This window comes from Pedobacter cryoconitis, from assembly GCF_003259615.1.
In the GTDB taxonomy this organism is placed as follows: Bacteria; Bacteroidota; Bacteroidia; order Sphingobacteriales; family Sphingobacteriaceae; genus Pedobacter; species Pedobacter cryoconitis.
Window position 1 is genome coordinate 1 of the sequence record NZ_QLLR01000046.1, and the last position, 18,311, is coordinate 18,311.

An 18,311-nucleotide genomic window follows, 5' to 3' on the forward strand; every position below is an offset into this window, starting at 1 on the left:
ACGGTTGGCACTATTGTAAACTGAACCTGTCCGTAGATATTGGTTCAACAAAGAAGAGGGTTTATCCTGATCACTTAAGGGAGAAGACTTGAACAACTCATATTCTGCCAGTCGCTCCCGCACGGTTCTACGGTGAATATGGAGTTGCTTTGCTATTTTCCGCTGGCTGAGCCCTTCTCGATAATAGAGTAATATAATCTTATGATTTGTCTCCACTTCTAACATGAATTATGGTTCCTTTAGTTCATTCTAAAGGGACGATTTAATCCTTGCTAACTGGTACACTTTTCAACTGGATATTGGTACACTTTTCAATCGGTATATACACAAGCCCGAAAAATATGTTGAAAATGCACTTTTTAGTCCAGAAGTACGCAAGCAGTTCGCATCACTACAAAAAACGGGCTGGGTAGACGCGCTCCGCAAATTATATCCCGACCAAAGAATCTATACCTTTTGGGACTACTTTCGTCATGCCTTTGATAGGAACGCTGGGTTACGTTTAGACCATTTCTTATTAAACGATTCGCTTTCCTCACGTTTAAAGGCGGCAGGTGTCGATAAGGAAGTCCGTGGATGGCCACATTCCAGCGATCACGCACCCGTCTGGATATTGCTAGATGAACTGTAATCCGTGTAAATCAGCCTCATAGATCGAGATTTACTTGGATTTTCCAAACTTTATAGTTGTAAAGATGTTAGAATAGTTGCTAATCTTTAAGAGTATAAGTCTAAAAAAATACAACTAAAAACGTGATTTTAACAAGACCGCTGAACCTAAATCTGGCAAACCAAAGCCCATTGGTAAACTCCAATTTGTAATTCTGTTCTAAAGGGACCATCTACGGACCCTAAGACCAAGCGACTGGCCATGATGGTGGAAGATCATCCTTTTGATTATAAAGACTTCGAGGGGATTATTCCAAAGGGTGAGTACACCAACTAAGATCAAACAAAGATGTATTATACAATTAAAAGCCCGGGGTGAGCGTGTTTGTATTAAGTACATATCCAAATGCTTTTTCTAATGTCTTTTCTCCAATACCGTCATAATTAGCTAATGTAATCATTGAGTTTATTTCTCCGTTTTGAATTATCTCTGAAATTTTTCTTGCGTATTGTGGTTGTATACCTGTTTCTGCTTTGATTATTTTCTCATCTAATGATGACCATTTTGTTTTGAACAATGCAAATAAATCGTCTGTTTCATTTGGGTCATAATCGTATATTTCGATGTCTATGGCACATTTTCCTAAATACTCGTCTATAAGTCTTTTTACTTCGTTTGTGTCTAATCCTCCGTTGTGCGTGCCTAGTAAAGGAAAGGCGATCGAGGTAATTCCTTTCTTCTGGTAGGTTCCTGCGAATTTTTGTAAGCCTTGTTCAATCCATTCTATTTTGCTTGGATATTTCCAATGAACCTTTGTGGGAAAACTTAAAATCCAGGGTGCATTTTCTTGTTTCGTATAAAGCCACAATGAACCTGTTTTGATGAGTTTATTTTTACAATGCTCTTTGTATTCTTCATACATTTTTGGATAACGAAGTCTATGCACAAAGGCAATTCCTTTGCCCATTACGCCAACACAATTCACGGTGTTCACAATGGTTTGACACTTTGTATTGAAAATATTTCCTTTTATACGTTTTACTGCCATTTCTTGTCTGTATAATTCAAAAAGTTAAACCAAAATTGAAGCAGGACCGTGAAACCCACAGTGTTCAATCTCTATGATTTTCTTACTTTCCAAATATTCCCTTTGCTGTTTTGTTACAAATAAATAAGCATTAGATTGATGGCTGTTATTAGCTAATTGAATGAGCTGATATTCGTTGTACTGCTTTTGGATAATCTCATTAATGACATAGTAAATTATTTTGTTATTAAATTCTTTACCAATTAAATCGTAATCCAATTCATAATAATTACCATTACAGTTGAAAGAAATCCTGAAAGTTGCTGATGTTCCAAAATTAAACTGTCCAGGAATTCCATCGCTAATTTCTGTGAAGTTTAGTATACCATGTGAAATGCGGTTTAGTGCCAATAGAAAATCGCGATATGGTTTCTGCCCGGCATTTATCATGTGACTGGCAAATGCGGTCATATCCGGAAAAACATCAAACAGATCTCTTATAGTATTATAAGTATTTTTATAAACATCACTCATGATCGTATCAAGCTGTTCATCCCCTAAGTGGAATAATAAACCACAATTTTTGATGTGATAGAAAGCATATTGTATATGCGTGTAAGATAGAGGGGATCTGTATAATAGCGGAGAAAAATTATGGATTAAAAATCTTTGGTGCATATCATAAAAATCCAGGACATTATTGTTTTCCTCTCGGAAACGACAAATGGCAAATGGAGATTTGCTATCTTGAAATAGTTGTTCATGTAAATTATTGGAGATTCCGGTCAACCTGTAATTCCGGTTGTAATCAGCTAGCATCTGATTTACACAACGCAAAATATCATATATGAACATCTTGGGATTATACTCGGTACGGCTTTCTTTCTCAAAAAATATGGAGTGATACTGATGCTTTCTGTTCCCAGTATCAATAATCACTGTCCTCTGTTTATTGCAATCATCACGCGCTCCCTTAAAGTCTTCCTTATAAGTTGTTATTTCTATGATAGAGAATGCGTCATCAATCAATTCGTTTAATATTTTAACCAGGTTTTTTAATAGATCCTGTTCCTTATTCTTATAAGCGGAGAGTTCAATAAACCTGCATCCATGGCAATAGCTGAAAAAATCGAGATTGGTTTTAAGCTTACCAGTCTTTATATCTAAGAATAATTTTTCTTTCTCCTGGTCATTAATCAATCGGCCAGAACCATTAGGGCTTTCCGCGCTGAGCAACTCAGCAAATGCCAATTGCTCCTCCAAGCTGAAAAATCTGGAAAAGGACATGAATTCAATGGATAAATACAGCACGGAGCAATAGCTGAATTGATCTCCTTTCAGAGGCGCTCTTTTTATCTTCTGATAAGCAATCTCAGATAATACTTCATTCCGATAAAGAATCTCGACAAACTTCAGAAACATGGGTTCATCTGGAAAATAATCCTTATGGCCTTCCTGTGGCAGACTGCTCGTCCAAACAGTGCCCGTATTATGCTTGTCAGCTGATATTTTCTCCTGATAAAACCTATATAAGACCTCCAAAATTTCATTAGGCTCAGATGTACTGTGTTCCAGGGCCTTATTTAATTCTACAACTTCTTGTTCTTTAATTATTCCTGCTTTGAACAGGTCGTTGAATAGTGACATAATTGGGTTGCTCATTCTTTTTTACATTACCTAATATACAAACTAATTAACTTATTTGCTACCAGACAAGCCTGTAAAAGTCTTTACCAAAACCTACAGTTAAAGGAATTACGCAAGAATTTGCTTAAATTCTTATCCAGATATTTAACCTTCGATCACACCTGGAATTTCTACGATGTCTGTAATATGTCTTGACCGATGACCAAATCAGCATGAATTGCTATGCCATGTATTGTTATTGGTTACTCCAGGCTTTATAAGAGTCCTGTAATTCGACAACCCCCAATTTTCCCATGCTCAACGTTACACTTTCATAATCAACCCTGAGATCAGGGTACTCCCCAATAAAACAATCCCTCATTTAAAATCGCTTTGGCAATAATATGCCTGGCGTAGGTCCATCTTTTCTCTTCCTGAAAAATTTCCAATACCGACCAGATCATTTAAACGTGCAACAAATGAACCCTTTAAACGAAACTTCAAACGCTGTTTCTTTTGGGCTTCTGTAGTCGGTTTTAGTGATTTACCCTCTATGTGTACTACACATAGAGGGTATTTCTGGGCAGCGTAGATTCAAGAACCTTTACCCCACCGATGGAAAGAAATACAGGAAACTCAACCTGTGCTGTAGTGTTAACTTACCTATTTAACACCACCAAATTTCATGGGCAAACAGAACCATTACTTAATCTTATTTTTCAAAATTAAAATACAACCATCTCGTATTTGGATACAGCAGTTTAATGGTACCTGATACGACAAATAAAAGACCTATAACCAGAAAAGCAAGATAACCACCCCATAAAGGGCCAAAACTATTGATACAAGCATTATTCGGGTGATTAGGGTCATATAATACTGACATCGTATCATGCACCCTATACCCCTTATTAAAGCCATTCTGTGGGAAAGTAATCATTTCACTATTAGTGGTATTAAACCTAATGTCCGGATGAAATCTCCCATATTTAGTAAGAATCACAACACCTTCAGTCACGACACCTTTTCGGATAAATTCCAGATTACTATTTGCCATTACTAAGTCAGCGACAATAAGTAATATACCCACAATTATAAAAATAAGACTTGCTATTTTCTTTTGAGTCGATTGCATTAACATATAGCTATAATTACACAAATATATAATAAATTTCACTTGTAAATAGCTGGTTTTGATCAGAATGATAATGATTTTATCTAATTTTAACCCGAGTTCGATTGATCTTATGAATAAAATTAGTGATATTTTCCATTTGTACATGAGCTTTGCAAAGCTTTTGACAAAACTTGTCTCGTCCTGAAAGAAGCTTAATTAATATTCCTGTTAATTATAGTCGATGCTACGTGATATAACATCGACTATAATTTGTTTAATTTACTAAGATCCTTTGTTGGTGGAAATCTAATCTTCATTTTATCTCATCCCTGAATTTACTTACCATTAAGCTCATCACATCTTCTCTTCTGTAATAAAGGCAGCCGACAATAATCACTGACTTCAATAACTTTTTATTTCGCCATCTTCTTAAAGTACGGTCGCTAATACGGAACATAGATTTCACATCATTGGTATCTAACAAATTTCTTTCATGGGCAACAAATTTCTCCTGCTTTTTCACATTCATCATTTCAGCCAGGACATTTATCAACAAATTCACTTTATCGTTCATTTCCATATTCGCATGATTAAATTTTAAACTATCTGAATTATTTAACGATTGTTAAATAGTCACATTAGGGAGGAATAATCAAAAAAGTATTTACAACTCTTTTGCAAAATAATTTTACGTTTTTCAAAAGAAACAGGTTTAATAGCATAGTAATATAATAAATATTATTTATCAAAAAGAAAACACAATATCTTATTTAATAATAATTATATAATTACACAATTAAGTGTAATTGACAAAAGTTAATATTAATCAACTTTTACCCAATCAGAAATTCTATAAATAGTCTTGATATGTCTCTTTTTTCTATAAACCCCATCACCTTCCCTGCTGCCCTGAATATTCGTGTTACCTTCTACACTATTTACCCAATCTCCTTTTTGATTAACTATCAACCCAACATGAGCTATCCTTTTTAATTTAACAAAGTATATACCCAGCAAATTACCTGGTAAAGCAGAACGAGCTAAACGGGATAAAGGGAAAAGATCTGGTGTCCATCCTGATCGTGGTTTATCATATCCAGCCTGTGCAAATACCCAGCTTACAAAACCTGCGCACCAGGGCTGCCCTTTTTTTAAACTTACACTGGTCAAATAAGTCTCTACACGAAAGCCGTCATTATTTCCGGTTATTTCCCTCACCCCTATTTCTTTTTCCGCAATACGAACAAGAAGCTCTCTTTTGTGACACTCCAGAGCGTTGAAGCTAAATTTGTTATTTAACAGACTGCGATCAAGCAAGCCGAAGCCGCTAATAATAACAAAGCAAAGGATGCCCAGTAAAAGCCTAATTGTTGCCATGACGGTAAAAAATTAAATTGTGAAACCATAAATGTTAGAGCGGGTAATTTCATAAGTAGCCAAAACCATTGTAATAACCACCACGATAAAGCGGTTATTAAAAGAAAGCTAATCATGCTCAATAAAATCAATAGCCAGATACTTTGATCTATGCTACCTACCCTTTCATCAAACAAGTTGAGAAACCTGGGCGCAAAGCACCACATTAACAGCAAAACTGCGAATATCATTCTGGGTTCCGATCTTTTTAAGGAGGTATTGACAACCGGCGATAATTTAATTATACCCGGCAATTCTATAGTTTTTATTTTCATCACATTTTAAATTTTAAGAATTTATTAGTTATTAGCAGTCTTATTATATAAACCGGCAAACTCGTCAGCTTGCCGGTTTATTCAAATCCTAAGCAATAGCTTTGACAGATCCCAGATAAACACTAGTACTTACCTTTTTACCATCTGACGAAGAAAGGTAAAACCAGCAATGTAAAGTGTTACCGACGATAGTTTTAGACAGCATACGTGCTTCTAATTTACCAGCTGTTCTTACCACGGTTGATGGAATTAGAAAATAATCCTTCGTTTCATCGTAAATTATTATACTGGCTCTATCCGTAGAACGCTGCAAACGTTCATCTTCTGTGTTAAAGTCCAAAGGATCATAGGCCCAGCTGATTGCTACTTTACGGCCTAAAACTGGCACTGCTAAAAGGTCTTGTGGACTATCCAACTTTCCAAGAGTCAGTTGTAACGTAGCATAATTGATCGTAAATAATGGAGACACACCTGAGATAGCTTCCTTCAGATTGAATTTAACCGCTTCATTCATCGGGCCAGACAGTTTGTTGCCAGATTGGTATCCTTTACTCACAACCTCACTAACAGCACCTAAAAACCTTGTTATTAAGCCAAATTTATTACGTTGATCAATTTGTGATCTGACTGGTAGCTTACTGGTTTTTTTTGGCAAACTTTTCATTACATCCAGCGTACGCCACCTGGCACCGATTACTGTTCCTACTTTTCCTGAGAATCCACCAAGGATTCCTGTTCTGATCTTTCCCATTTTCTTTAATTTTAAACAATGAATTATTCTATTAATTCAAGTCAATAGCATGCCGGCCGCTTAAACTTGTTAAACGAAAGTATATCAATAAATTAGCTGAAAAATAAATTGACCGCAATAGTCCGTTATTGTCCGCAATTGACCGGATTTGACCGCAATTGTCAAGCACTGAAAAAGCTTTATTTATTAAAAACAGGATTAAAACAAGAAAGGCCCCCCGGTTAAGGAGAGCCTTTGATCATAGCTGCTGCAAAATTAATCGAAGTTCAAACCTGGCATTTCTATCCATGAACGATTATCCTGATTGGTAAAAGTGCCGGGACTTAAGATTGCATCACATATGACTGCGGGATTAAATGATTTACTATTTAACAAGGTAACACCATTATAGAAACTCAAAAACATTACAGCGATGCTTAGACAACCGTCTGGAATTTTAAAAGAAAAATCAATCCGATTTATTAATTCTTCGTTCTTTTTAAGGGTAATGCTATGTTTTTCCGGATTAAGAATTCTTTTACCGTCTTTCAGCCGGATTAATCCGACTACGAATGTTAGTTTGCATTGAGTTGCATGCTTTGGAAAACGCAATTTTGGCGCGTTACCTGACTCATAATAAACAATCTTCATAATTCCCTGATTGAGTTCGATTTTCGGTTTTAAATTCAAAATCTTTTTTACAGGAGATTTAATATTAAATTCAAAACCGGCTAAATTACCAAAACTGTTTCGCTTAAAAAGGTATGCCGTTTTTGTAGGATTATCACATGCTGTAAGGGCTGTAGTCAGCGCACTGGTGAATCGAAAAGCATAACTTGTTTCGTTCATTCCACCGAGCGTATTATGAAATATGCCTCTGATATGTTTTCCAAGCATGCTACTTTTACGAAAATTCTCTGATGCCTTTTTGGTTTCCACTGATTGTTTCATTGTGCCTGGCACAGGTCTTTTTGAAACAACCTGTACCCCATCTATCACTTTAAAAATGAAATCCCCCAGGATTCCCTTTAAAAATTTACCGTCGAAAATTGCCATACATATTTGCTTTTTTATTAATGTAAAGCATTTGTGCTAAAGAGTATCATCCTAAGCAGGCAATGTCCATAATTGTCCGCGGCTGTCTGCAATTGTCCGTAGTTGTCCATGTTCTGGTCAAAGGAAAAATTAAAAAGTTCTTCAGTCTTCAACTAGTCATGCTTTATTTGTGCCTAAGTAGTGCTCGATGTAAGACCAAGCTTTAAACAGCCTTTAACCATAGGTACTCCAAGTCTTTTCAACTAGTTGTTTTTAATTGGACTTGCCATGCTCTCACGTTACTTTAGCATTGCTCTTACCCTAACGAGTACTCGGGCAGTACTCAGGCAGTACCCGGATGTATAATATAGAGAAAGCTAAATCAACAGATGGAAGTTTACCAGGACTCAAACCAGATTGGGGGAAACTCTTTATTTTAGAAGACAGCACAGCTTTTGCTTATGCAAGTTGAGCTGGATAATCCAAATAAGGTATTTTTAGCATCAGAAAAATTGATATTACGAAAACAGAAGATTATTCAAAATTAAGCACGTTTCGTTTGAGTAATTAAAGGAAACAATCAACTAGACGCTCTACCCAGCACCGCATCAATTTCCCTTCCGATTTGCGCAATTACAGTCTGATCGAATAAAATATCCGCATGTCCGGAGTCCTCATTATACTCATAATTAATATAGCCATCTGAATTCAAATCATCAGCGGAAACCGCCTGCCAAAAGCCATTATGCAGGAACATTTCACCGATTAAGCCGCCATGATAAATCACTTTAAAATTATCACCCAATTGGGGATGAATATTCAAGTCAATCTGCCTGTCTTCAACCTTAATTACGATATTAAAAGGATCCATAAGTATAAATGATTTATTATTGAATGCCTAAATAACAACCTTCAAATTTGAATGTTTTCAATTAAATTAACTGGTTCTCCGTTCAGTAAATTAGCAGCTGATTCTTCCGCCCCCTCATTTTCGCATTGAGGTATCATCTCTTATAGTCCCAAGAACCAAATCTTTCAATGTAAATAAATTAGCAATTGCCTCACCCATAGTATTATTGAAATAAGCATACACGGTTTTTCCTTCGGCCATCCATTCCCGGATATAAGCGGCGTATTCAGACATTAAATCATCCTGATAACTTCCCCTGTAACTTCCTCCAGGCCCGTGGAAACGCAAGTATACAAAGTTGAGATCTGTATCCAGCATTGGTGTATTGGCAGGTGGTTTATCCTGTATCACCATTCCCAAACCATATTCATCAAGTAAGCGATAAACCTGATCGCAATACAAAGATACATGGCGAAACTCCAGCGCAATATTCCATTCACCAGCTTTATCGCATTCACGCAGACAAGCCATTAATAAAGTCAGCTGATTTAAATTTCCAATACGTACAGCAGGGGGAAACTGCACTAGCAAACAACCCTTCTTATCACCTGCCAAAGAAATAACCTCCATAAATTTTTTTACAGATTCAGGATCAAAAGCAAGCCCCTTATTGTGTGTGATTATCTTAGGAAGCTTAAAGGTAAATCTAAAATTTTCCGGAACATCCATAGCCCATTTCGCAACAGTTGATGCCATTGGTATTTTATAAAAAGAACTATTGATCTCAATACTGTTCATCATCGAAGAGTAAAAACACAACCTGCTTTTTTCTTTAAATTCCTCCGGATAAAAAAGCTTATTACGCACAGGTAACAGCAAACCACTGGTACCTGAATAGTAAGCAGGAACATTATTTTTTCCCATAACAGCAAATACTAAAATAGACCATCCCAATAATTAACAGATAAAGACGTTATTAATTATACCACACTAAAAGCTAATAACATGGAAAATCAACAAGACAATTCAGCTTCAATCCAAAATAAAAAATTCACTGAAGCGCTTTTAGAAAAATCTGCCGAGCTAAAAGTGAAAACTGTAAAAGTTAATGAAAAACTCCAGGAGCTTAAAAAGCAGACAGAAAACCTGCTTCATGGCAAAAACGACCAAAGCCAAGGCTCATAACTCAGACCATTACCATACCAACATTAATTTAACACACCAACATCAATCCGATCAAGACTCATTCAACGGTGGGAAATATTCAGTACCAGGATTGGTTCCATCAGAATTGATGCCTAAATCTTCATCCTCATGACCAGTAGCCCCTTCCCTATCCAGCTCCTGTTCAAGCGGATACAAGTTAGAAGTTTGTTGAACACCATCTAAATTAACGTCAGTTCCAGCCGGTCCGGGAATTTGATCAACATCAACGTCTTTAATTCCCCGGGTAAGATCATCTTTCCGAACAACATCAGAATGCTCTGCATTTAAATTAAAATCTTTCCTATTCATCCTCTATAAAATTGGTTAATTTCTACTAAACACACTCCAGGAAATAATGTTTTAAAACATACTGACTTATCCCATCAGCCAATTTTCAGCATTTCTTCCAGTTCATCCAAAAAGCTGATTTGCCTCGAATTAATAAGCAGTCTCGCCTGATCCATACAAAACCAATTTCCTTTATCAACCTCTGGAAAATCCACAACTTTCCCAGACCGGGGTGGCCACTCCAAAGCGAAAGTATTACAAACCATACTTGAAGGATTTAAATCTCCAGCTACCGCCCAGCAATACACTACTTTTCCAGCTTTCTGTACAATAGACTTCAATTCCTTAAAATCACCTGCCGGTGAATAACCAGTTTCCTCATAAAACTCACGCAAAGCAGTGGATAGCAATTCCTCTTGCGCAACAGGCTCCCCCTTAGGGATTGTCCAGTAGCCTTTATCCTTATGCCGAAAAAAAGGGCCACCAGGATGAACCAAAAATACCTCAGTCAGCTCAGCATTAATACGATATAACAATATTCCCGCACTGATAGATTTCATAAAGCTGATTATAAGGTCAAATACTAATCCAACATACAGACCAAATAATTGTTTAAACAGATAACAATCCCCCTTAAATAAGCATCCAGATTAATCAAACACTTAAGTCCAAAATCTGACAAAAGCGGTGCCTCCGGATAATGTCTGGTTCTGAAAAAACCTTACGAAATAATAAAAAAGGTGTAAGGTAAAAGGTTAAAAACCTAATTCCTTACACCTTTAAAATTTATATAAGCTGGTGTTTTATTTCTCGTTAATTATTGATTTTTTAAACAGTCTTTCCCAACCTGATTTTCCGATAACCAATGATTTGTAAGCGTGGGAATCACCGTCTATATAAAAATCAAATGCTAAATTTTTTGTACCCAATATTTTGCCCATTTTTAATGGAACGATACGTGTTTTTCCAATCGAAAATTCATTGTTTTTGAAATCATCAAAAAGCCCTAATACATAATCATAAAAATCTTTTTCATCTTTAACAGAAGCAAATGCAACTTTTCGGGTTCCATTTATATCATCAGTAAATGCCAGAATTTCAACTGTCTTTCCTAAGCGATATAACTGAAATGTTGGCGTTATAGGATTATTCGATCCAATTAGCTGGGGTGTTATGCTTTTTTTGTCTTCATTAATTTGTTCTTTAGTTCTTCCCACTTTGAGCTGGGCAGAAACATTATTTCCCAGACAAACTAAGGATAAAAGGCAACTTGCGATTAATAGTTTTTTCATATTGACATTACTAAGTTTATACACTGTAATGCAAATTAAACAATAATGCAATTTAAATTATTATTAATCAGAAATTTATTAAAAACATTACAATTTCAAAAACACAAAATCACCGGTTCGCTGAGACTAGCTCCGGATATAAATTGCCCCCCTTCAAACTTAACATCCCCGTAACACTAGACCCGTACCTTTACCTGGCAATGAAAACCCACAACTACAACGTTTTTTCGGACGAAGAACTCCTTGCCTTGCTCCACCAGGACGACACCCTTTCCTTGCAAATTATCTTTTCCCGTTACTACGCCCCATTAACTCAATTCTCAACCATATTCACCAAAGACAACACCATCAGCGAAGTCCTGATCTCAGACCTGTTCATGAACCTCTGGGACAACCGCAAGCAGCTGCAAATCCGCTTACTAAAACCCTACCTGTTCCAAGCTGCTAAAAACCTGTCCTTAAACCATCTAAAAAAACACAAACCCTTGCTCGAACCCCTTGAAAATCATGAAACACTCCTTTCCGGGCACCTTACCCCATTTGAAATACTGACCAACCGCGAATCGCAACAACGCATTCTGTCCCTCATTAACCTGCTCCCTGAAAGACAGCGCGAAGTCCTTTTAATGAGCCGTATCGAGCAAATCGATAAAACCAATATCGCCCCGCTCCTGGGCATTACTGTCCGTACCGTAGAAACTACCCTTTACCAGGCCATAAAGTCTCTGCGCACCCTGCTGTCCACTTCAGAAAAGAAAAAATAGTTAACACACTCATAACATAAGCTTAACCTTTTCCACTACGTAAATCACCCTGTCAATCTTGTCTTACAGATAAGAACGAAATGGAAGAACTATACTATCAGCTGATTACTGAATACTATCATCAAACGATTACAGAAAGAGATCTGACTATCCTGCAAGAATGGGTAGCCAGCAACCCTGCACACGAAACAGAGTTCAGAGAAGTTATCCTGATCCTGGACGCGTCAAAACTCTATTACAAAAGTCCAGTCAATCAGGAAAACAACTGGGCTAAAATCACCGCCTACATCAACCAGAACAAACAACCGGTCAAGCGTAAATTTCCATTCGCCAAACTGGCCATGGCAGCCTCGCTGATACTCATCATTGGTTTTGGAATCAATCAGTACAAAACCCATAAATCCAACCCTCAAAACCAGCTGAACGAAATTACCAATCCATACGGCCAGCAAAGCAGCTTCATCCTGCCTGACAGTTCTATCGTTTACCTCAATGCAGGCAGTAAACTGAAATACCCGAAACATTTTGCTGCTCACAAAAGACTGGTAATCCTGGAAGGAGAAGCCTTTTTCGATGTCAAACACAAAACCACCCAGCCCTTCATTATCCAAACTGGAAAAGTAAGTACAACTGTTCTCGGCACATCCTTCAATGTCAAAGCCTTCCCTAAAGAAAGCCACATAGCGGTAACCGTAAAAACAGGAAAAGTAGGTGTCGTATTCAAAGAAAAGAACCACCCTGCTGTTACCAACTTCCTTTTGCCCGATCAGCAACTCCAGATCGATACCAAAACCGGGAAAACAAATAAAAACGAGATCAATGCAGAAGCTATTTGCGATTGGAGAAACTACAGAATGGTTTTCTACAATGCCTCTCTCAAAGAAATCACCTCTACCATAGCAAGAACCTATAAACTTGACATAGAACTTGAAGACCCTGCAATGGCGGCCATTAAAGTAACCACGTCATTCAATAAAACACCTGTAGACCAGATGCTCAAAACACTGGCTATCCTGACCGGATCACATTACACCAAATCAAACAACACCATTATATTTTATAAATGAGAAAGGAAAACACGATGAACTAAAATTTACGCTCCCATAAAAAACAAAGAAGCCGGAAAACGCTGTAACGTTCCCGGCCCTTAAATGATGTTTTAAACTCCCGATTAAAAAAGTACAAAACTTAGTAAAGATATGAATAATACTATTCGATGGCTCGGCTGTACAGCAATTTTATTGTGGTTAAGCCTGTTTATCAGTACAGCAAACGCGCAAACAAGCCAGATGATTACCTTTGGCGCAAACAGTATCACCTTTAAAAAAGCCTTTAATGAGCTCGAAAAGCTGAGTGGCATGACCATCAGCTATAACAACAGCCAGTTAGATGATCAGCAAAAGGTTAACCTGCCAAAAGCTGAAAGAACAGTAGCAGAAACATTGCGCCTGTTACTTCGCAACCAATCCTTAACCATCAAACAAACAGATGCTAAAAACATCCTGCTCGTCAACAGTGTAAAAGGAAAACTAACAGGAAAAGTAACCGATCAAAACGCTGAACCAGTTCCCGGTGTATCCATCAAGATACTCGAAACTGCACAAACTATCCAGTCCAACAACGACGGAAACTATAGTATCAACCTTGATCCGGGAACTTATACCATCATCACTAAATACATCTCTTTTGATGATACCCGTACCGAAAAGGTCAAGATCACAGCTAACCATAACACCTTATTAAACCTTCATCTGCAGGAATCTGCCAACGCCTTAAATGAAGTGGTAGTCACAGCGCTCGGCATCAAAAGAGAAGAAAAGGCCCTTGGTTATTCAACCAAAGTCTTAAAAACCGAACAGTTGACCGATGCCATGTCCAACAACTGGACAGACGCGTTGTCCGGTAAAGTTGCCGGCCTGAACCTGATCAGATCAAACGGTGGCCCGGCGGGGTCAAACAAAATCATCCTGCGGGGAGAAAGTAACCTGACCGGCGAAAACGATGCCTTAATTGTAGTAGATGGTGTGGTAATCAACCATGGCAGCGGCCGGACTACAGGAAGTGGCAGCTCTGCCTATTTACAAGGCGAATCGCCTATTGACTTTGGCAGTGGGTTAAACGACATCAACCCAGACGATATAGAAAATGTAACCGTATTAAAAGGTCCGGGAGCCGCCGCTTTATACGGACAGCGCGGTGCAAATGGTGCGATCATCATTACCACTAAATCCGGTAAAAAAAGAAATGGGATCGGGGTAACTGTCAACTCGAATACCGCTATGGAAACGATTTCCCGCTGGCCCGATTACCAGTACGAATACGGACAAGGAAACGATGGTGCCAACTTTTACTCCTTTGGCGTTACAGAAGATGGCCCAAGTACCAGAAGTACAAGTTCTGCCTGGGGGCCCAAGTTTAACGGACAATCCTTTTTCCAGTATGACCCGATCACTAAAACCGCAGGAAAAGAGAGAACCCCATGGATTCCCTATAAAAACTCAAGAAAAGATTTCTTTCAGAGCGGCCGTACTTTCACGAACAGCGTAACCCTGGATGGTGGAAATGACCAGACCACTTTTCGTCTTTCGCTAACCAATGTAGACAACAAATGGATCATCCCCAATACAGGTTACGGCCGTAACACCGTCGCGCTGTCTGCCACTCATAAAGTAAACGAGAAACTTCAGGTCGCAACCAAAGTTAACTATACGAACAAGTTTAGCGATAACCTCCCCTCTACCGGTTACAACAACCAGTCTATCATGTACTGGAACATGTTCTGGTTACCTAGCGCAGATGCCGGATGGTTAAAAGACTATTGGGCCCCCGGAAAAGAAAATGTAGCACAGAGCTATCCTTTTAGCAGTTATCCTGACAATCCTTACCTGATTGCCCATGAAATGCTCAACAAATCTAACCGGAATGCACTAACCGGAAATGTACAGGCCACGTATAATTTCTCCAAGAATTTAAGCCTGATGATCCGCAGTGCGATGGACTTCTCTTATGATGCCCGTTCTCAGCAACGCCCATTTGATACCGAGAAGTTCAAAAAAGGAATGTTCAGGACACAAAACATCTTCTCCCAGGAGATTTCCAACGATTTTTTAATCCGCTACAACAAAGACCTGAACAAGGATCTTAAAATCTCGGTTTCTGCCGGAGGGAGCATGTTAAAAAACACTTATAACAAAGACGAACTTCGTGCAGATTCGCTTACCTATCCCGGTATTTATAGCCTGGCTAACAGTGCAGGTGTGTTAACGCCAAAACCTTACCGGGGTAAATATGGGATCAACAGTTTTTATGGAGTTGCGACAGCAAGTTATAAAGATTACTTATTTATAGATGTTACAGGCCGTAACGACTGGAACAGCGTACTGGCAACCGCAAAATCTACTGATAATGTTTCCTTTTTCTATCCTTCAGTAAACCTGAGTGGCATCGTTTCTGAAATGTTTAAATTGCCAAAATTCATTTCCTATGCCAAATTAAGGGCTTCGGTAGCAGGTGTGGGCAGTGGTCAGCAAACTCCTTATATCACTTCTTTCACTTATGATGTAGCCGATAATTATCCCGGTGGACTCCAAAATCCAACCGTATTGACCAACACCAATCTGAAACCTTTATATACCACAAGTTACGAAGTCGGTACTGATGTGAGGTTTTTAAACAACCGCCTGGGCATCAACATCGCCCTATATAAAAGTGACACCAAAGATCAGATCCTGAAAACTACCGTAGATCGTTCTTCGGGCGTAAGCTACGCTTATGTAAATGCTGGAAAAGTACGTAACAAAGGGATAGAAGTAGAGTTGAATGGTACACCGGTAGATCAGAAAGATGGGTTCAAATGGACAATCTTCGGAACTTTCACCGCTAACAGAAACAAGATTATCGCTTTAACAGATAGTCTGGATAACCTGATTTTACAATCCGGGCCAGCCAGCCGCGGTGCAATAGTAGCTAAAATTGGAGGCAGCATGGGTGATCTGTATGGCCGTGGTTACAAACGGTCGCCAGATGGACAAATTGTCTATAACAATGGTTACCCGGTCATCCCTGATGATCAGCTTTATCTCGGCAATACCACCCCTAAATGGAAAGCGAGTTTAGGCAACCAGTTTCGTTATAAGAATTTCGGAATGAGTTTCCTGGTAGATGCACAATATGGTGCAGTAGGTTATTCACTTACCGCAGCTGTTTTAGCTGAACAAGGAAAGACGACAAACACGCTTCCGGGACGATACAACGGGATTATCGGTAAAGGTGTAGTGCAAAATCCAGATGGCAGTTATAGCCCGAACACGGTAATCGCACAAGATATGACTACTTATTATACTACCCATTATGGCCGGGATAATATTGAGGGAGCTACCTATTCTACTGATTTTATCAAACTCCGTGAAGCCAGATTTGACTATACTTTTAAACCAAAAACATTGAGAAGATTCGGTTTACAAAGGGCTACAATTGGTATTTACGGCCGTGATTTGATGACAATCACGAAATGGCCGGGCTTTGATCCTGAGTTTGGGACACTAAACGATGGTACCATTAACCAGGGCTTTGAACTGGGTCAGTTCCCTGCTACCCGAACTTTTGGAATCAATTTAAACATAGGTATTTAAAGAATATGAGACTCAAAAATTATACAATCTGTTTGATTTTATGTTTAGCGGTGACCTCTTGTAAAAAAGGTTTTCAGGAGCTGAATGTAAATCCTAATACGAGTGAAAAGGCTTTACCGCAGGCTTTGCTTGCTCCTGCTATTGCAAATATTGTAAAAGCAAATATGAGCCGCAGCCAAAGGCTCACTAACGAATTGATGCAGGTAACGGTAGATATGGGTGATACAGACGGGAAAGTTTTCCGTTACGACATCCGTAAATCTGAGGGTGATTATCTTTGGAACAGCTGGTATCTGGAACTTTCGAATTTCAATGATATATACAAAGGTGGCGAACAATTGGGCAGCAATAGTTTCAAAGGGATCTCGCTGATCTGCCAGGCTTATGTGTTTTCATTACTGACTGATACTTATGGTGACATCCCCTATTTCAATGCGACTAAAGCTAAAGAAGGTGTTTTTATGCCTGAGTTTGATCGTCAGGAAGTAATTTATCCGGAGCTTTTTAAAAAGCTGGAAATGGCTAACGAGCTGTTAAAAACAGGCACCAATATCCCTTCTTCAAGTGATCCGCTATATGCAGGAAATGCAGCTAACTGGCGCAAGTTTGGCAATACGCTTTATTTGAGATTGCTGATGCGGGTTTCTGCTAAATCGCCAACTTTAGCAGTAGCAAAAATTAAGGATATTGTAGAGGTAAACAGTGCTGATTACCCGATTATAAGCAGTAATGCAGAGTCGGCAGCTTTGAGGTGGTCAGGTACTGCGCCTTATGTTTCGCCTTTTGCCACCTGGCGGCCTGCCGATTGGTACACGCCCAAACTGGCTGATTTCTTTGTCAACAACTTAAAGGAATGGGGCGATCCGCGAATTGCAAAGTGGGCTACCATTTACAATGGAAAATATGAAGGCATTTCAAGTGGCTATCCTGTAGGACAAGCGCCCGAAGGAAAATCTACTTTACCCGTTGCCTTACAGTCTGAGCCTTTACTGGGTAATATCCTGAACTACGCGGAGCTCCAGTTCCTATTGGCCGAAGCTGCTTCAAAAGGCTGGATTACTACCGGAACGGCTAAAGGTTATTATGAAAACGGGGTAACCAGCGGGATTACTTACTGGGGCTATGCGGTTCCTGAAAACTACTTGCAGGGTGCAGATGTGAAATGGGCTGACAATTTAGCTTTGGAGGATAAACTCGAGCTGATCCATTTGCAGAAATATTACAGCCTGTTTATGACTGATCTGGAGCAATGGTTTGAATATCGCCGTACAGGTCATCCTCAGTTACCAAAAGGTCTTGGTTTGCCAAATGGCGGCCTGATGCCTTCCCGCTTAAATTATCCTGTCTATCTGCAATCTACCAATGGTGCAAATTATTCTGCGGCTGTAGCTATACAGGGTGCAGATGATTTATACACTAAAGTATGGTGGCAAAAACCTTAATC

Annotated in this window: 18 protein-coding genes and 1 pseudogene; 6 read left to right on the forward strand and 13 right to left on the reverse strand. The window is 38.7% G+C overall.

The window, feature by feature from the left end; translation table 11 throughout:
• A partial coding sequence (locus tag LY11_RS25155; RefSeq protein WP_146610918.1) for a helix-turn-helix domain-containing protein occupies positions 1-225 on the reverse strand: 225 nt, incomplete at its 3' end.
• A gap of 500 nt (positions 226-725) precedes the next feature.
• Between LY11_RS25155 and LY11_RS25165 the strand changes: the two are divergent.
• A pseudogene (locus LY11_RS25165) lies at positions 726-937 on the forward strand (DNA polymerase ligase N-terminal domain-containing protein); the annotation flags it as partial.
• A 34-nt stretch (positions 938-971) separates the two neighbouring features.
• Here the strand turns inward: LY11_RS25165 and LY11_RS25170 are convergent.
• From LY11_RS25170 to LY11_RS25215, 9 genes are all read right to left on the reverse strand, one after another.
• Positions 972-1,658 carry a macro domain-containing protein gene (locus LY11_RS25170; RefSeq protein ID WP_111636354.1) on the reverse strand — a complete coding sequence of 229 codons (687 nt, stop codon included), beginning with the start codon at positions 1,656-1,658 and terminating at the stop codon, positions 972-974.
• A 24-nt stretch (positions 1,659-1,682) separates the two neighbouring features.
• Positions 1,683-3,299 carry a hypothetical protein gene (locus tag LY11_RS25175; protein WP_111636355.1) on the reverse strand — a complete coding sequence of 539 codons (1,617 nt, stop codon included), beginning with the start codon at positions 3,297-3,299 and terminating at the stop codon, positions 1,683-1,685.
• A gap of 676 nt (positions 3,300-3,975) precedes the next feature.
• Positions 3,976-4,398: a DUF3592 domain-containing protein gene (locus LY11_RS25180; protein WP_170132772.1), complete on the reverse strand. Its 423-nt coding sequence runs from the start codon at positions 4,396-4,398 to the stop codon at positions 3,976-3,978.
• Positions 4,399-4,693: 295 nt separating this feature from the next.
• A complete protein-coding gene (locus LY11_RS25185; RefSeq protein WP_111636357.1) occupies positions 4,694-4,960 on the reverse strand; it encodes a helix-turn-helix domain-containing protein in 267 nt (88 codons plus the stop codon).
• A 242-nt stretch (positions 4,961-5,202) separates the two neighbouring features.
• A complete protein-coding gene (locus LY11_RS25190) occupies positions 5,203-5,757 on the reverse strand; it encodes a C40 family peptidase (protein WP_170132773.1) in 555 nt (184 codons plus the stop codon).
• A gap of 402 nt (positions 5,758-6,159) precedes the next feature.
• A complete protein-coding gene (locus LY11_RS25200; protein WP_111636358.1) occupies positions 6,160-6,822 on the reverse strand; it encodes a DUF6266 family protein in 663 nt (220 codons plus the stop codon).
• 255 nt (positions 6,823-7,077) lie between these two features.
• Positions 7,078-7,857: a hypothetical protein gene (locus tag LY11_RS25205; protein WP_111636359.1), complete on the reverse strand. Its 780-nt coding sequence runs from the start codon at positions 7,855-7,857 to the stop codon at positions 7,078-7,080.
• Between the two features lie 559 nt (positions 7,858-8,416).
• Positions 8,417-8,707 carry a hypothetical protein gene (locus LY11_RS25210; RefSeq protein ID WP_111636360.1) on the reverse strand — a complete coding sequence of 97 codons (291 nt, stop codon included), beginning with the start codon at positions 8,705-8,707 and terminating at the stop codon, positions 8,417-8,419.
• 114 nt (positions 8,708-8,821) lie between these two features.
• Positions 8,822-9,610, reverse strand: coding sequence for a DUF72 domain-containing protein (locus tag LY11_RS25215; protein ID WP_111636361.1), 789 nt, complete (start codon positions 9,608-9,610; stop codon positions 8,822-8,824).
• An 81-nt stretch (positions 9,611-9,691) separates the two neighbouring features.
• Between LY11_RS25215 and LY11_RS25220 the strand changes: the two genes are divergently transcribed.
• Positions 9,692-9,871 carry a hypothetical protein gene (locus tag LY11_RS25220; protein ID WP_111636362.1) on the forward strand — a complete coding sequence of 60 codons (180 nt, stop codon included), beginning with the start codon at positions 9,692-9,694 and terminating at the stop codon, positions 9,869-9,871.
• A 51-nt stretch (positions 9,872-9,922) separates the two neighbouring features.
• On the opposite strand, the gene LY11_RS25225 is transcribed toward LY11_RS25220, so the two are convergent.
• The 3 genes from LY11_RS25225 to LY11_RS25235 form a co-directional block, all read right to left on the reverse strand.
• A complete protein-coding gene (locus LY11_RS25225; RefSeq protein ID WP_111636363.1) occupies positions 9,923-10,201 on the reverse strand; it encodes a hypothetical protein in 279 nt (92 codons plus the stop codon).
• Between the two features lie 74 nt (positions 10,202-10,275).
• The gene (locus tag LY11_RS25230) at positions 10,276-10,740 is read right to left on the reverse strand and encodes an NUDIX domain-containing protein (RefSeq protein ID WP_111636364.1); all 465 of its coding nucleotides are present in this window, start codon (positions 10,738-10,740) and stop codon (positions 10,276-10,278) included.
• Positions 10,741-10,983: 243 nt separating this feature from the next.
• Complete coding sequence (locus LY11_RS25235) at positions 10,984-11,472, reverse strand: hypothetical protein (protein WP_111636365.1); 489 nt, start codon at positions 11,470-11,472, stop codon at positions 10,984-10,986.
• Between the two features lie 200 nt (positions 11,473-11,672).
• On the opposite strand from LY11_RS25235, the gene LY11_RS25240 reads away from it, so the two are divergent.
• The 4 genes from LY11_RS25240 (at position 11,673) to LY11_RS25255 (ending at position 18,309) form a co-directional block, all read left to right on the forward strand.
• Positions 11,673-12,236, forward strand: a complete 564-nt coding sequence (locus tag LY11_RS25240; RefSeq protein ID WP_111636366.1) for an RNA polymerase sigma factor — start codon at positions 11,673-11,675, stop codon at positions 12,234-12,236.
• Between the two features lie 80 nt (positions 12,237-12,316).
• Positions 12,317-13,303, forward strand: a complete 987-nt coding sequence (locus LY11_RS25245; protein ID WP_111636367.1) for a FecR family protein — start codon at positions 12,317-12,319, stop codon at positions 13,301-13,303.
• A gap of 132 nt (positions 13,304-13,435) precedes the next feature.
• The gene (locus LY11_RS25250; protein ID WP_245952888.1) at positions 13,436-16,867 is read left to right on the forward strand and encodes a SusC/RagA family TonB-linked outer membrane protein; all 3,432 of its coding nucleotides are present in this window, start codon (positions 13,436-13,438) and stop codon (positions 16,865-16,867) included.
• 5 nt (positions 16,868-16,872) lie between these two features.
• Complete coding sequence (locus LY11_RS25255; RefSeq protein WP_111636368.1) at positions 16,873-18,309, forward strand: SusD/RagB family nutrient-binding outer membrane lipoprotein; 1,437 nt, start codon at positions 16,873-16,875, stop codon at positions 18,307-18,309.
• Positions 18,310-18,311: the final 2 nt, after the last annotated feature.

Coding starts and splice junctions, on each gene's coding strand:
- LY11_RS25170 (WP_111636354.1), bottom strand. CDS start 1,658: ATGGCAGTAAAACGTATAAAAGGAAATATTTTCAATACAAAGTGTCAA.
- LY11_RS25175 (WP_111636355.1), bottom strand. CDS start 3,299: ATGAGCAACCCAATTATGTCACTATTCAACGACCTGTTCAAAGCAGGA.
- LY11_RS25180 (WP_170132772.1), bottom strand. CDS start 4,398: ATGCAATCGACTCAAAAGAAAATAGCAAGTCTTATTTTTATAATTGTG.
- LY11_RS25185 (WP_111636357.1), bottom strand. CDS start 4,960: ATGGAAATGAACGATAAAGTGAATTTGTTGATAAATGTCCTGGCTGAA.
- LY11_RS25190 (WP_170132773.1), bottom strand. CDS start 5,757: ATGGCAACAATTAGGCTTTTACTGGGCATCCTTTGCTTTGTTATTATT.
- LY11_RS25200 (WP_111636358.1), bottom strand. CDS start 6,822: ATGGGAAAGATCAGAACAGGAATCCTTGGTGGATTCTCAGGAAAAGTA.
- LY11_RS25205 (WP_111636359.1), bottom strand. CDS start 7,857: ATGGCAATTTTCGACGGTAAATTTTTAAAGGGAATCCTGGGGGATTTC.
- LY11_RS25210 (WP_111636360.1), bottom strand. CDS start 8,707: ATGGATCCTTTTAATATCGTAATTAAGGTTGAAGACAGGCAGATTGAC.
- LY11_RS25215 (WP_111636361.1), bottom strand. CDS start 9,610: ATGGGAAAAAATAATGTTCCTGCTTACTATTCAGGTACCAGTGGTTTG.
- LY11_RS25220 (WP_111636362.1), top strand. CDS start 9,692: ATGGAAAATCAACAAGACAATTCAGCTTCAATCCAAAATAAAAAATTC.
- LY11_RS25225 (WP_111636363.1), bottom strand. CDS start 10,201: ATGAATAGGAAAGATTTTAATTTAAATGCAGAGCATTCTGATGTTGTT.
- LY11_RS25230 (WP_111636364.1), bottom strand. CDS start 10,740: ATGAAATCTATCAGTGCGGGAATATTGTTATATCGTATTAATGCTGAG.
- LY11_RS25235 (WP_111636365.1), bottom strand. CDS start 11,472: ATGAAAAAACTATTAATCGCAAGTTGCCTTTTATCCTTAGTTTGTCTG.
- LY11_RS25240 (WP_111636366.1), top strand. CDS start 11,673: ATGAAAACCCACAACTACAACGTTTTTTCGGACGAAGAACTCCTTGCC.
- LY11_RS25245 (WP_111636367.1), top strand. CDS start 12,317: ATGGAAGAACTATACTATCAGCTGATTACTGAATACTATCATCAAACG.
- LY11_RS25250 (WP_245952888.1), top strand. CDS start 13,436: ATGAATAATACTATTCGATGGCTCGGCTGTACAGCAATTTTATTGTGG.
- LY11_RS25255 (WP_111636368.1), top strand. CDS start 16,873: ATGAGACTCAAAAATTATACAATCTGTTTGATTTTATGTTTAGCGGTG.